The sequence below is a fragment of the Shewanella sp. SM32 genome, assembly GCF_025654235.1.
In the GTDB taxonomy this organism is placed as follows: Bacteria; Pseudomonadota; Gammaproteobacteria; order Enterobacterales; family Shewanellaceae; genus Shewanella; species Shewanella oncorhynchi.
In genome coordinates this window covers 158,863-173,741 of record NZ_JAKKRO010000003.1, presented here as the reverse complement: position 1 = coordinate 173,741, position 14,879 = coordinate 158,863, and the positions used below count along the sequence as shown (strand labels likewise).

At 41.3% G+C, this 14,879-nt stretch carries 10 protein-coding genes and 3 pseudogenes; 11 read left to right on the top strand and 2 right to left on the bottom strand.

What is annotated here, in order from left to right:
- The first annotated feature begins 491 nt into the window (after positions 1-491).
- The 10 genes and pseudogenes from L5M10_RS02370 to L5M10_RS02330 all read left to right on the top strand — a co-directional run bounded on the left by L5M10_RS02370 (position 492) and on the right by L5M10_RS02330 (position 8,324).
- Positions 492-881, top strand: a complete 390-nt coding sequence (locus L5M10_RS02370) for an H-NS family nucleoid-associated regulatory protein (protein ID WP_263254783.1) — start codon at positions 492-494, stop codon at positions 879-881.
- A 441-nt stretch (positions 882-1,322) separates the two neighbouring features.
- Positions 1,323-1,543, top strand: a pseudogene (locus tag L5M10_RS24205) (DUF6980 family protein).
- Positions 1,479-1,616: a hypothetical protein gene (locus tag L5M10_RS02365; RefSeq protein ID WP_263254782.1), complete on the top strand. Its 138-nt coding sequence runs from the start codon at positions 1,479-1,481 to the stop codon at positions 1,614-1,616. Before L5M10_RS24205 ends, L5M10_RS02365 begins: the two are co-directional and overlap by 65 nt.
- A 91-nt stretch (positions 1,617-1,707) precedes the next feature.
- Complete coding sequence (locus tag L5M10_RS02360; RefSeq protein WP_317630133.1) at positions 1,708-2,421, top strand: DUF2071 domain-containing protein; 714 nt, start codon at positions 1,708-1,710, stop codon at positions 2,419-2,421.
- A 77-nt stretch (positions 2,422-2,498) separates the two neighbouring features.
- Positions 2,499-2,861: a cupin domain-containing protein gene (locus L5M10_RS02355; protein ID WP_263192000.1), complete on the top strand. Its 363-nt coding sequence runs from the start codon at positions 2,499-2,501 to the stop codon at positions 2,859-2,861.
- A gap of 843 nt (positions 2,862-3,704) precedes the next feature.
- Complete coding sequence (locus L5M10_RS02350) at positions 3,705-4,553, top strand: hypothetical protein (RefSeq protein WP_263191999.1); 849 nt, start codon at positions 3,705-3,707, stop codon at positions 4,551-4,553.
- 116 nt (positions 4,554-4,669) lie between these two features.
- Positions 4,670-5,641: a YiiX/YebB-like N1pC/P60 family cysteine hydrolase gene (locus tag L5M10_RS02345; protein WP_263191998.1), complete on the top strand. Its 972-nt coding sequence runs from the start codon at positions 4,670-4,672 to the stop codon at positions 5,639-5,641.
- 142 nt (positions 5,642-5,783) lie between these two features.
- Positions 5,784-6,164: a hypothetical protein gene (locus L5M10_RS02340; protein WP_263191997.1), complete on the top strand. Its 381-nt coding sequence runs from the start codon at positions 5,784-5,786 to the stop codon at positions 6,162-6,164.
- A 21-nt stretch (positions 6,165-6,185) separates the two neighbouring features.
- Positions 6,186-6,737 carry a hypothetical protein gene (locus L5M10_RS02335; protein ID WP_263191996.1) on the top strand — a complete coding sequence of 184 codons (552 nt, stop codon included), beginning with the start codon at positions 6,186-6,188 and terminating at the stop codon, positions 6,735-6,737.
- 125 nt (positions 6,738-6,862) lie between these two features.
- Positions 6,863-8,324 (top strand): annotated as a pseudogene (locus L5M10_RS02330) (IS3 family transposase).
- Positions 8,325-8,649: 325 nt separating this feature from the next.
- Here the strand turns inward: L5M10_RS02330 and L5M10_RS02325 are convergent.
- A pseudogene (locus L5M10_RS02325) lies at positions 8,650-9,801 on the bottom strand (IS4 family transposase).
- A gap of 111 nt (positions 9,802-9,912) precedes the next feature.
- On the opposite strand from L5M10_RS02325, the gene L5M10_RS02320 reads away from it, so the two are divergent.
- Positions 9,913-10,455 carry a hypothetical protein gene (locus L5M10_RS02320; protein ID WP_115334631.1) on the top strand — a complete coding sequence of 181 codons (543 nt, stop codon included), beginning with the start codon at positions 9,913-9,915 and terminating at the stop codon, positions 10,453-10,455.
- Positions 10,456-11,624: 1,169 nt separating this feature from the next.
- Here the strand turns inward: L5M10_RS02320 and L5M10_RS02315 are convergent.
- Positions 11,625-14,732, bottom strand: a complete 3,108-nt coding sequence (locus L5M10_RS02315) for an NAD(P)-binding protein (protein ID WP_263254781.1) — start codon at positions 14,730-14,732, stop codon at positions 11,625-11,627.
- Between the last annotated feature and the right edge of the window lie 147 nt (positions 14,733-14,879).

Here is a 14,879-nt window from a genome sequence, read left to right as displayed (position 1 = left end):
AGGTGTGGGTGGGCAGTTGTAGTGATATGAAGAGCTCTTTTCACGTAGTTAATGCTTGATGAAAAGAGCTCGATATTTTTAAATTAGTGCTGTTTTTTTTCGAGATAGCAGATATGAATATTCAAATTAGTTTAATTATTATGCATTTTCTGGATAGGTCATTGGCCCACAAATGGAGCTAATAAGTAAAGCTACTAAATGATTTCTGTCCCAAAGTGAGTCGCTTGCTATTCAGTCATGCTATCGCATTTTCTCTGCTGATTAAGCGTGAAACAATAAAGACTGATAGATGCTTGACTATTTATGCATATTTTCCGCATAAACTAAGTTTGAGACAAGTTTGTCACGATAATGCGCAAAACACTTCGATTAAGCGCTATAACTCGCGAAAACTGCACTTTAACTTCTATTAAAATTGAATCTCTTAGTGTATTCATTACAAATTGAAAATCAGCTATATTGCTGCGATATAAACTTATCAGGGAAATACAATGTCTGAATTTTTAGAGATCTTAACTCATGCTCGTCGTTTAAAAGCTTCTGTTAAAGAGTTATCTGTTGCTGAACTAAAAGATGTGTGCGAAAAGTTAGGCAAGATCGTTGCTGAAAGAGAAGAAGAAGCGAGTGCTGAAGCTGAAGCAAATGCTGAGCGTATCGCTAAAATTGCAGAACTTCAAAAGATGATTGAGTCAGCTGGTTTATCACTTGATGATCTTGGCGGTGTTACTGCTAAAGTAAAAAGCATAAGAGCACCACGTCCAGCTAAATATTCAATCGTAGTTGAGGGCGAAACTGTCACTTGGACAGGGCAAGGTAGAATGCCAACTGTTTTCAAACAACAAATTGAAAATGGCCGTTTAATCGAAGACTTTTTGATCTAAATTCCCCGTCTATAACAGAACAGACTGATGAAAGTCTGTTCTCCCCCATTCTGTTTTTTTGCTCGTTAGCTCTATCTAAAATTTCCTTATCAGTTGCACTACAAATTCTTATCTATTTTTCTGATGTTTGGCCCTACCATAAAGCAACTAACAATCTATCGGTATACAGTCGTATTTAAATTTAGATATTTTTGTGTGATTCGAAGCACAATATCAGTGCTTATCAACTCAACTGAGAGTAAATAAAATAATATAAATCAATTATATGCACCTGCTTTTAGTTGATAGGTTTGGAAAACGCACATGCGCGTATTTCCAGATGGTGTATTTGATAGAAAGCTGATAAGTTCTTTGCATACAAATAGTTAACTATGCGTGTTTTACTGGGCTAATGTGATAAACGCGTATGCGAACTAATAAAATGCTATGTGAAATAGTGTAGTGGTCAGCTACATCCCAAAGTTTGATGAGTATGGGTTAATCATCCATGATGGTGGCAGCTCTTCGCTAGACATAAGCTTTTTCCTTGGTGTGGTTCAAAATTGCCTCTTTCGAAAAGAGACACATGGTTCGACAGACTAGAAGAACTAGGGTTTGATGATCCAACTGAACAAAAAATACCAGAAGCGTTCGAAAGTGACTGCTGGTATAGCAACACTTAACAAGCGCCTTAAACATCGCGGCCTGCTGCCGCTGGACTCGCAACAAGTTGCTCGCCGTTTAGGCGTGCGTTAAATTTCAGGGAAAAATCGTGCAAGAATCACGGAAGTTAAAAGACTATTTGATATAAAGGCCTAAACCAAAAGGTATAGATATACTGTGTGGTTTGAAGCATTTCGCAATCATTACTTACGCCGTCCCTTCTGTGAGGTTTCAAGGTATATTTCCTGAACGGTTTCAATTAGACACAGTTGAAATCAACGGCCAAGAGATGGGGCTTATATCTGTAGTTCCATTCATTGATGTTGACTTTACTTCAGCAATCTTCCCGTTCCCCAAATTTACAATGGGTCAAACAAACTATCGAATATATATTATCGATAATGAAACGGGTGAACGTTGTGTTTGGTTCCTTGGCACTACTTTAGATTCTTGGACGCTAGCAGTGCCAAGATACCTTTGGAACCTTCCTTGGCATGCTGGAAAAGTTAGCTTTGACTGCACTCTTAATGAAGCTAATGGCTTGTACCAAAAGTACCATATGGAAACTGTATCCGAGTGGGCTGAAGCTTCAGTTGATTTGGTTCAATCGGAATCTGACTTATTAGAATTCCCAGGCTTTCCCGATGTTGAGTCTGCCTTGGTCTATCTAACGCATCCGCTAGCTGGATTTTATCATCGAAGAGATAATAAACTCGGTACTTATCGAGTGTGGCACAAAGAGCTTGAGGTTAAGCCTGCCAAGCTAAAATCAGCTCGTTTCAAGCTTTTATCTAATATTAGTATTGTTAAAGAAGAAGAGCAAAACACTCCCTACAGTGTGTTAATCGAGCCAATAAATGAATTTACCATATACTTGCCTCCTACCATTGTCGGGTAAAAATTTAACAAAGCGCTTAAGCAAGGACGCAGCAAAGTTGCGCCGCTTAGCTTGTCATTATGACAATTAGAGATCACATGGATAGATACATTGTTAAGAAATCTGAAATTGAAGAAATGGAAGGCTTAAGTAAGACACATTACCTCAATGACAATGCTGTTCGAGTGAACAAATCTCTTGGAGATTTAACAGGTCTTAAAGGTTTTGGCTTCCATATTATCGAAGTTCCACCAAATAGAGAATCAACAGAGTTTCATTCTCATAAGTTTGAAGACGAATGTGTTTACGTATTAAGCGGTAGCGCCACAGCACAGATTGGTTTTGAAGAGTTCGAAATATCCGAAGGGGACTTTATTGGTTATCGAGCAAATGGTTTAGCTCATACGATTTTAAATACAGGCAGTAAAGTGTTACGCTGCATTGTAGTGGTGAGCGGTTAGACCACGATGTTGCAGATTATCCAAAATTAAATAAAAGACTGTATCGTAACAAAGGCGAAATTTGGGATTTGGTTGATATTAATAATGTTCAGCACCCTAACGCTGGAGGTAAGTCATAACAAGCGGCAGCAACGGACTTGTCAACCTGTCACTCAAATTGCTGCGCAATTACGTGCCAAGTTACCAAGGCGCTGTGCCGGGCGTTGAACTAAGCCGCTGCGCGGAGCTTAACTGCGATTTAGTGGACTGATTAAGCCTGCTCGAATCAGCTAGACTTAAAAAGATGCGATGGAACACAACCGTGACAAAGGATTTTCAATGAAATACGCAGAAAACACGAAATATTATTTGCTCAAAACAGCTCTGCAGCTCAGACCTTGCCTCAAAAAAGCAAATTCCTATAGCATGGAGCATACCAATTAATCTGGATAAGGCATCGGCCAAGTCCAACAAGCGATTTATGCCCTACAAACAGCGCATAAATACTAAGACGTTATGTGTTTTGGTGAGCCATGGAAGACTTTATTTCATTAATAGCCAGAGGTGTTTTTTGGCTTTTCGTTGAAATGTTTTTTTATAAATTATGTTACGTTGTGGGTTACTACTCTTTACGCCTTATCTCGGCGGGAAAGCACCCCAAGTATGAGCTTGAATTGCATGAAGAAGTTGAAAACTATCTATGGGGAAATTCTTTGGTTTCGCTCTTTGGGCTGTTACTAATCGCATTTACTATAGGAATACTTTTACATTGCATATTTTGAGAAAACACATAACAAGCAAAGGCAAAGCGACGCGCGCCGCGCGCTTGCTTTGAGCGTTAGTTGTCAGGGGTAGGTTTGTAACATGAATGACAAAGATACAATTAATATCGAACTTCCAACAATTGGAGTAACCGGTATCCATATCGTAGAAAAACGTTTAAATGGGGACGTTGTCGAAACCCGAACAGGTAGTTTTACGCATAAGCATGTCTCTTGCTTTTATTTGGTTGTAGAGGATGCTTTAGCCAAGCAAGTTATAGATATTATTGCTGGAGATTGGACAAATTTACCAATGAAATATATTTATGCTGGAGCTTGGGGTAACCAAGCAGCCTGTCTATTTGGCTTTTTAATGTATGCCAAACAGTTGGAAAATAGCAATGTGCCACATTTCTCGATTCTCGCAATTGATGATGGTGATATAAAACAAGAGCACAAAGATAAAAGATTAAATGGGTTACTTAAAGGTAACTATTACGGAGATGAACTCAAGGCTGCTAAAGATACCTTATCTAGATTGATGCTATCGTTTAAATTAGAGTATCTAGACAGTAGCGTTGCGAAAGGGCTCCCTGAATATAACCACAAAAAGTGGTTTGAAGAGATAGACCAAGAAACTATTTTATCTGTAGATTCGCCATCTAATCTTTATGAAGAACGGCAAGTTGAAAGTTTGCTGGAGCTAATCGAGTTCTCTAAAACTATAATCTTAGATGATTATCATTTGTACTATGATGAACTAAAAAAATGTCAGTTGAAAAATACCTTGAATATGTTCCACATGACCGAATATTTTATTCTCACCGCTATAAAAAAATATAACAATGAAAAATGGTTGTCATATACAGCCCACATTAAAGAAGCCTTAGATGTGATAAACACAGAGAATACTAAAAATTTCGTTAATGCAGATATCTACTTCAAGAAATGACAACTAACAAGGCATTTAAACGGAACTAAAACAGTTGGTTACGTTCCGCTTCGCTCCACAGTATAACCCACAATTTTAGTCCGCTTAATGCGGAGTTAGGTAAGAGTGCCGATCGAATGTATATATTTGAAATGAATTTGCTTAAACCTGGCGACATTATCCTGACTTCTCAGGTAGGGGCTATCAGCAAAGCGGTTCGCTTATCCACTTTTAGTAAATTTTCTCATGCAATACTCTATGTCGGAGATGGAAGTTTTATTCACTCTGACGGGCAGGGAGTTCATTCAAATAATATTCAGCGATTGCTCTTTGACAACAAAAAACATGCTGAGGTATGCCGAGTATTAAACGGAAATTATGTGGATCAAGCAATAATGTTTGCTCGCTCTCAAATAGGAACGTCGTATTCAGTGAAAGAGGCTGTAAGAACGAGAAATCCTCTTTACCGTGGTGATAAACTAAATAGGCAGTTTTGCTCTCGTTTAGTAGCACAATCTTATGAGTATGCCGGTTTGCGACTCGTTAACAATTCGGATTACTGCACACCTAAGGACTTACAACAGTCTTTGCATACAAGCGTCGTAGATGGCTGCCTTCGAATTGCAGAGGGTTATGAAGTCGAGTTCGCAAGGAGTGATAGCCCGATCCAAAGACAAACGGACATAACAAATTATATTCTAAAAGCAGTTAGGGAGCTTACACGAAGCGATATACAAAGCTTTGAAAACTTAGATCAATTTGTAATTGATAACCAAGCCTATGATGCGGAGATAACAAACATTGTAGTGAAATCGGGCTATCTAACTATGTTTGATTATGAACTAAAACAAAATCCTTGGCGGTACAATGGTCAGCTGTTCTTGTCTTTGAATATAGACGGTGCCTATAGAAAGGAGCGAGCTGAATTCGAATTAGAAAGTGCTGAAAAACAGGCTCAGCTGTATAGTCACAACTATCTAATGTGTCAGAATGTTCGGGGCCGTTTCCCTCTCAGATATTTTGAGATGAAAATGGATCTATATAAGAAATTAATTGATTTTATGAATAAGCGAATTGAAGCCGCAAAGTATGTCATTAGAAATACCTAACAAACAGCTGCACGCCGATACATACTGCTATGCTCGTTTTTGTGTGTCGCTCGCGCCACTTTACACAAAAACGCTCTCCGCAGTATGTGCGGGTGAGCGGAGCGTTATGTTCCAGTGTTACCTTAAATGAGCCTCAACTATAATGACTGCATTAGAGACCAAAGAAGAAGATGACTGTATACCCCTTGTTCTTATCGACACACTATCTGGACAAATACTAGATAAAGCTTGTGATTGGTCAAATAAATTTATTTTTGAACCTTTAGGAGGAAAGTTATCAATAACAACGCCTTTAGCTACTTCTGTAAATGCGGGGGCAAAAGTTCTGTTATCAAAGCCATTAAATCCTGAAATCATAATTAACATGGGAATGATTCATGAAATATATAGGGACTGTTTAACATTTCCAGTGTATACGGAGAAAGTACACCAAACTACTGATACTTTTAGTAATGAAAGTTGGGATGCTTTTAAAGAAACGTCTTTCAAATTTGAATCAGGGATTCCATCCATTGTGCCTTAAGATCTTAGCCCTATCACTAAAGTGTATGCTGACACTTGGTTAAGAGTAGCAGAGGATAAGCTAGAAAAACAACTGAAAGATGTTAGACATGAAGTATTAAGAAAAACAGTACCTGCAAGATTTCATATATTTGAAATGATGCTTCTGTGGGTGTTCTTTCATGAATTATCACATCTGATTCAGTGTCATTATAAATTGAAGGATAAATCCACTGACCGTATTGTCTTTTATGAGATAGAAACTGTTTCGGATGTTCAAGACTTAAAAGGCCAAGCGCGAGAGATTCTTGCGGATATAGAAGGTCTAGATTTAACTCTGCAGTATTTGAACAGAGAAAACTTAAATGCGCCTAATTCATTCTATTTATTATTATGCTCTATAACGTGCATGTTTAATCGATTTTATACTGGGAAGTATGAAACTAATTTAAATGCAGTGAAAGGTAGCCACCCACATCCAGTGATAAGAAATGAATACCTACATTTATTTTTTTGTAAAAAATGGGTATTGAAACTCCCTATGTATGGAAAACAGAGGCGCGAGAATCAATTTTACGGGGTTTTGCATATTTAACTGTTAAATCTTCTTTGAGTGCGAGTTTATTTTGGTCTAATAGACATGAGGGGGTTAAGGGCCCGCTCTGGCAGGATAGTTGTCACTACTTAAAATTTAACCAGTTGGGGCGTTAAGGCTTAATTGTGCCGAGTTATAGTGAAGAACGTAAGCAGCAGATCTTAAATAAGTTACTGCCGCCTTCGAATATGACCGTAGCTGAAGTTTCAAGAAACGAAGGGATTGGGCTGCAAACTTTGTATAATTGGCGGGATAAAGCCAAACAACAAGGTCGTCCTGTGCCCGGAAGTAAACCAACCTCAGAACATTGGTCAGCAGAAGCAAAGTTTGCCACTGTGCTTGAAACCGCCAGTTTAAATGAAGCTGAATTAAGCGAGTATTGCCGGGCTAAAGGCCTGTATGTTGATCAGGTAAAAGCATGGAAAGCCGATGCACTGCGTGGGTTCATGAACTCCCGCGAGCAGGAATTGGAAGCTAAACGGCAGCGCCAAGCCGACCATAAAGAAATCAAACAGTTAAAAAGCGAACTGAGGCGTAAAGAAAAAGCGTTGGCTGAAACCGCAGCATTGTTGGTGCTTAGAAAAAAGTTAAATGCGCTTTGGGAGAACGACAACGAGGACGATTGACCTTGGTCTCAGAGCGCACTGAATGTGTGAACTTGATACAGGAAGCGAACCAGGCTGGAGCGAGGCTTCCTCTGGCCTGCGAAGAAGCTAGCATTACATTGCGGACCTATCGGCGCTGGTATCGGGATGGCAAGATCACCGCTGATCAAAGGCCGGATGCGGTTCGTCCACCGCCCTCGAATAAGCTGACGGCAGCAGAACAAGCAAAGATCATCGAGGTGTGTAATAGACCAAAGTTTGCCAGCTTGCCGCCATCGCAGATCGTACCAACGCTGTTGGATGATGATGAATATTATGGTTCTGAATCAACGATTTATCGGGTACTCAAAGCCTTTGGTCAGTTGCATCATCGTGGCCGGAGTTTAGCGCCGAAGGGGTCAACGCTGCCAACGACTTATACCGCAACAGGGCCTTGCCAGGTGTTTTGCTGGGATATCACCTACTTGCCGAGCACGGTGCGTGGGCAGTTTTACTACCTTTATATGCTCGAAGATGTGTTCAGCCGGAAAATTGTTGGTGGTGAAGTCCATGAACAGGAATCAGGTGAGCATGCAGCAAAGCTGTTAGAGCAAACGCTGATCCGGGAGAAATGTTTACACAGTGGTGTGGTGCTGCATTCGGATAACGGCGCACCGATGAAATCGCAGACGATGCGAATGAAAGCGTATGAGCTTGGTGTGACGACATCGTACAGCAGGCCAAGGGTTAGCAACGATAATCCGTTTGCAGAGTCGCTGTTCCGCACTTGCACAGCAAGTTGCGGTTCGTGACGCCACAGCAACGCCATACCGGTCAGGATGAAGCCATACTGGCCCAACGTAAAGAACGAATTGAAGCCGCGAAAGCAGCCAACCCAAACCGTTGGGGAAAACGTGAAGTGCGAAACTGCGAACCAGTAGGGCCGACAACGCTAAACCCGGAAAGAGAGTCAGTTAAAGAAGTAGAAAAACAGGCCGCTTAAAACGGTCAATGGTGACAACTAGCTTGAAAAACGCCGAGGGCGAGCAGTACCCTTCATATATGGCGGTACAAATGAAAATGAAGAGTAAAGAGTAAAGAGGGCGTAGAATATAGGAAAAATATGGAGAATAGTATCCTTAGCCAAATTGATACGATTCTGGATCATCATTTACAAAAAAACACCATATTAAAAACTATGAAAGATAATACTTTCTTTGAAAATGTATAAAAAGAACATACAAGCTGTTTAAACTGATAAAAAACAGTTGGGCATCGCTTCGCGATATAGCTAGCAATTTTTGTCCGCTTAGCGCTGGGGGATCCCCTCATAATTGAGGTCTTCCAGCGTCATGAACTAAGTTTATATATTCGATTAATGCCCAGCGAAAAATTGTCTCCTTTACCGGATATTTGTCTCTTTTACGTACTTCCTTTCCAAGTCTAACAATTGATAGCACTGCCCGCTTTCTCACCGTATTGGCTTGAAAATATCTTTGCCATCCAAGGTGTTGTGCCGCTAACCCAATACACCATAACACGATTTCAGCCAGCATAGAGATGAGCAGCAATACATCATATCGCTTTGGACAACGGCTGCGGCTTTGTCTAAGGCCCATGCCATATTGCGGACTTTTTAAATCGCGGAAGGTTTCTTCAATTTGCATTCGCTTAGCATATAAATCGACGACCTTTGAAGGGCCAAAGTAGTCCGGCGGTAAATTTGTTGCGAGTAGCCAAGGCTCTTTTCTCCCTAAGCTGTAACTCTTTTGTGCAGTGTGATTTCGCCCAGCCTTAGAAGAACGTTTATCCTTACGCAGCTTAGGTTTAGCTTTAAACAAGTGCAGGCAACATTGTAGCGGAGACTTGCGCGCTAACTTGACGCTACCTATGTATTTCGCGGTTGAATTCGCTTTAGGGTAGAGGGATTTATTTGACTGCTATGATGTTTGGCCGTTGAGCATAAAACTGACATCACCGCGAACTCTCCCTAGCCAAAACCAGCCATGGCGCTCGACTTCCCTAAACCAAGTATTGCGATAACCTGCATCGGTGACAATGAGCGGGCAGCATCCTGGCGGCAATACGTTAGCATGCTCAGCTAAGAAAGCGTTATGACTGCGTGGGGCATTGTAATCTTCAAACAGAAAAGTGCGTTCGTACAAAGTAATGGAGCGACCTTTAACACTGATTGATGCGCGTAAGGTAATCAATCGCAGTTGTTCGCGCACATCAGACCAATCCACAAGAATAATGGGCATCGGATTTGAGCCGCAGAGATACTGTGCATACCATTGATAAATAGCGAACTTATCTTTGACAACATGTAGATTTCCGAGCAGTCGGTCAATACGCTCGATATTGTGTTTTGGTGCAACGTTACCCGTTATGTTCCGTCCTAACTGGGTTAACGAGAGTTGATTGCCATCGAGTATAGACTCAGTAGCAACAATCAGAGAATTAAGGCGTTTTTGGTGTATTTGAGGACATTATTTTTTGAGTAAATCGTGCAAAATGTCAACATTAAGATGTTTGTATGTTACATTTAATAAAACAACTGTATATTTATGGATAACGGAGTGCTGTAAGTCATGTTAAACAAATTATTTGCTTTCTTCTTTTTTTTTATTGTTGTTGGTTGCGCTCAACAGCAAAATTATCATTATGAAGTTGCACGAGAACCTAGAGTTGAATGGCCTGTTAATGAATATGAAAAGTTAAATAAAACAGGTGCTAATATTGTATCGGGGCAAGGTTTTTTAAAAACAATTGGAGGAGATGTAAAAACATGCTCTGGTAATAAAGTTTTCTTGAGTCCTGTAACCTCTTACTCAAAGCAATTTGTTGATGCAATAATATATAAAAAGCATGGGAAAGCTCCTATTGTCTTAGAGCCTGAATACCCTGATAGTCGAATATCTCTTTTTCTTAAAGAGGTGACAGCAGATGCAGATGGTAGATTTAAGTTTTATGATGTTCCTGATGGCATGTATTATTTATATACTATGGTAAAATGGTCTGCTGCGACAGGATTGCAAGGGTCTTTGAGCCAACAGGGCGGCTGGGTAATAAAAAGCATTACTGTTAATTCAAATAACAGAAATGAATATATTCTCACTGGAATAGATGAATAGTCCCGAATTCAACTCCAAAGTTCGATGCTAGCTAATTAAGCGACTAGTAGATTAAACACCACAGCTGGCTGCTTAAACTTCTCTTACGATTGGACGTTATAATTAAAGGCGTGTCGAAGATAGTAATAGTTCTATTAAAGAGCACGTCAAAAAGAACGCGTTGCTACGTGAATAATAGATGGCTATGCTAGCCAACACTCTAAACAGCTCACGTAGCGACGCAACATACAATCCTCTAAACCTCATTATAAAAAATTAAGTTACATAATTTCAGTCACTTACTGGATGGCAGTAACTTTAAATAATAGGTTGTTATACTTAGAACAAACCTTTACAGAGATTGATGGGCGAGGGTGGATAAGGGAGATAGTAGTAACGTAGTCATGACTCGATTTTATTTGAACTACGCAATTAACACTTAGTCCAATTTTAGCAACTAATGAGGGAAGGCGTACCAAGATATAGCTCATCAATGTTTTATTGAGTATGAGATTTTTGGGGTCTAAAGAGTATAAAGTGGGCCATGCGCTGAGATTTACTAGCTTCGCAATTCGTAACAAGTTAGGGCAGTGTACCCTCGACATACACAGTTTTTGTTGTCCATCATGATTCAATTAGATGAATACAGTTTGTTATTATGTGCATAAGCTATTATTCAAGAAAAATACAGTTTTACGCTAATGCCGATAACGTCATTTATCGACATTCTTGGAGACTCAGATAACACTATTAACCGTTCAATGAACTCATTATTTACTGACACATTTATACACAGGAACTCAGTTGCTCAGTTGCTCAGTTCATTTCTAAAGATTCCATGTATCAATCAGTGCATTTATAGCCGGTAAGACAAATGTATCACTTAGCCAGAGTTTAGGTCGCTTTAACATCCGTTTCGATAGAGTCATATCATATCTTCGAACTTGAAGGCTTTCTGCATAAGTAAATCTGCTTTAAAGCTGTTACTGCGCGTTTTACATGATTTCTTTCGCATATGGTTACACAAAATCTTAAAGCATTCACGTAGAGACGCGAAAATCCAATAGCTCAATGACATCTTCAATATCAGACTTTAGATGAAAATTTCAATCTAATCGAATAAGAAACCGTCCGTAATTTTTATCTGAATATCCATTTGCTAATCCTAGCTAGTCAAACAGCAAAAAATATCAGTAGGTTAGCTTGCGGCCTAGATTCATGTTCATCATAAAGGTAAATCTCAGTCTGCCGCGAAATCTCATTCTGAGTGGCCACGAACATGTCTTTATCCAATCGCCCGTCATATACAGGTTATCTATCCCTGTGCCATCCGTCGTGATGCGATACTGCGAGCTGTCTTTAACCGATAAGACATAACGCTCGGATGGGTCTACATTTGCGCGCCAATATTGGCTATCGAAGCGGGCAACACCTTGGCGGTCTTGTTCATCGTGTAACCATTCCCAAGGGAAGCTATCATCGACATTTTGCCAAAGTTTATGGATTTCGGTATTAAGTTGATGGATAGCACCCGCTTTAGCTTCTAAGGTTTTCCGTTGTTGGAAATCTACATCCGAGCTTGGTGGATAGGCCTCGACAGGCAATGCCGAGCAAAAGTAACTGGCATTTTTAGGTTCTAAGCCGCGCCAATCTTCTTTGTCTAGCAGTTGGTTCATCGATGCCCAAGTATCGAAGGGTTCGGTGAAGCCCGATAATACGGGCTCCTCGCTATCTTCAGAGTAATTAGGCCAGCCTATCCCATTCAGATCTTGGTTCATCCACAGTTGATAGGCTTGAGTGGCGACAGTTTGCACCTTATCAACGCAAAGCTTGAGGGCTGGGCTTTGTGCCATGACTTCACTCGCCACGTGGGGCACAGAACCTATGGATAGACCGAAGATCACTTTGTCGAAATCTACGCCTTTGACTAAACGCTTTTTCGGCAGGGCTTTGCCAAAGTGAGTTTCATACACGCTGTCCCAATCGCTCCAGAAGTGTTCAAGATTGATATTATGGGCTTTAAGCAGTGCCGATTGCTCAGGCTCAAGCTGCTCATAATTGGGCGTACTCGGCCAGCAAGCGAGACCTTTCACATCGACTAAAGGATCGTAGTTTGTGACAGTCGGCGCCAGAGCTACTTGCTCAGTGATCTCAATCGCTTGAATACTTTGATTACGGCATTCGAGATTATCAACTCGATTGAAGTAGTGGAAATTGACTCCGCGGCGTTTGAGCACTTCGTAAAAAGGTGTAAACACAACATCACCCATGCCCGCCTGCATTTTCCACATCACGCCACCTTGATAGCACAGGGCAATACGCAGCATAGCGCGGATAATTGTGCCCGCTTCGACATTGGGTTTGTCGAAGTTCCCTTTTTCATAGGCAAACACTAAGTCGTAAAAACCGCGCACTGGCGCACTGTCGACTGTGTACTTAAGGCTGGCGCCGTGTTTGGTTAACCATTCGCGATAATCATAGCCATTGATGGCATCAAAGCCTTTTTCAAATACATCGTCGGCAAACATGCCCTTGAGGATCGTGAGCCCCAGATCGGCGGCTATATATAAGTGGCGCAGTTCGTCATTATTATCTAAATGTCCGCTAAAACGTTTCACGAGTCTTTGATGCAGGGCATCGACAGCTGATTCTACAAAACCATCGTCACTTTCACTGTGTACATGCTCATCGCACTCGCGGCCAATCATTTGATTAAAATGGCATTCAAGCTTATCACCGAGCGCGTCGAGTGATTCTTTGGCATCTTCGACCGAATCCTCTAACTTATCTTTTAAGCGTTCAAACCAGCTGCTATCGAGCCAGTTTTTAGGTGTTCCCATGACTTTTTGATCTGCATCGAGCAGGTCATCCATGTCTTTGAGCCATTCTTTGATCCACGCAAAGGCGACTTTAACGACTTTCCAGAAGGTGAGGGTTTCGGTGCCATCACCTGGGATGCCTGGTAGCATTGGGAAAGTGATTGGCCAACTTACAGAACGGCCATCAACTTCTTCCTGTAAGACGATGAAGTTATGGGGTTTAAAGGCATCAAAAAAAGTCGCAAGCGGCGCGTTTGCTGGCCTATCCAATTCCTCATACGCTTTGCGCATTAAGGCAAACGCGTTTTGATAGAAACCAAACCAGATGTGTAAACCATGTTCTTCGATGCGTTGTCCCATAGCGGCATTGCGGCCACTAGCCCCTTTACCACCGATACGCCAGCCGAGTTGATAGACATCAATCTCATATTGATTCTGCCAGCCGGGTTTGTCGGTGAGATAACAGGCTGCTGTCATTGCCGCGACACCGCCACCGAGAATGGCTATTTTCTGTTTTTTGATTTCGGAGTTATCGACTAATACCTCGCCGGGCGGCACTTCAAAATCGAAGTTCACATGGTAAGGGAGTAAAACGTGCTGCTCACCAATCTCGACCCCGAGCGTATCCTTTAACGGGAAGCTGGCATTATTAAAAATGGTCGCGACAAAATCATTTTTTAGCAGGGCAACACTGTGCACTTTATTCACTTGGGCAGGCGCGGCGACGATGGGTTGATAAATGGCTTTTTGCCCTGACGAGTCGGGGAACTGTTTTAGAAATACTTGATCGATAGCGGGTTTAAATAACAGATGAAATAGCTGCTCTTCGCCAAGCTGGTCAAGTTCTGGAATAAAATCGGTTTGTTCTTTAAAGAGTTGCCAAGTTTGGGTTATCGCTTCAAGGGTTGAAAGCTGTGCCTCGGGTTTGGCATCGCAATTCACTTCAATTAATGGATGCAGGGCAAGTTCGGTTTCGGGTGAGAAATGTAAAAAACTTTTGGTCTCAAGGGATAATCGCGTCAGAGGCTCGCTAACCGCTGGCATAGTGTATTCACATAAATACTTAGGATAACCAAAGAGTTCTCTGCCATTAATTAAGGCCATGGCATCGTTCACCCAAATGTGTAGTGGCTGAAAATACACTTGGCTGATTTGTTTACTGTCGCTGCTATCTTGGCGCCCGACCATGATCCAAGTGATGATGTCCGTTTCTTGGATCCAGCCCTTAGCTCTGTCCTCTGGATAAGCGGAATATGCTTTTTCAATTTGAGTGAAGGTTGTCAGTACGTAGGGAGACAGCACCTTAAAATACATTGCGCTGCCGGCAACTTGATTCAGGGTTTTATCGATAGAGCGTTGCAGGTTTCCCCGTTTCCCCTTAAGAAAAAAACCGTACATATCGGCTTTATTTAGCACTAAGGGCGAGTGCATCAACATACTGCCTTGGGGATAAATAAAGTCGGGGCGCTGTTTTTCCATGGCGTTCATCCTTAAATTTCAGTGTAAGTCCAATGATTTGGGAGTTATAGCCCAAAAAGCATAGGGCAAATAAGCAATTAAGCCCATTGATTTTACACTGGAATGATTAAGTATTTGAGAGGGGATAACGGGGTTGAGTAGCAAGTT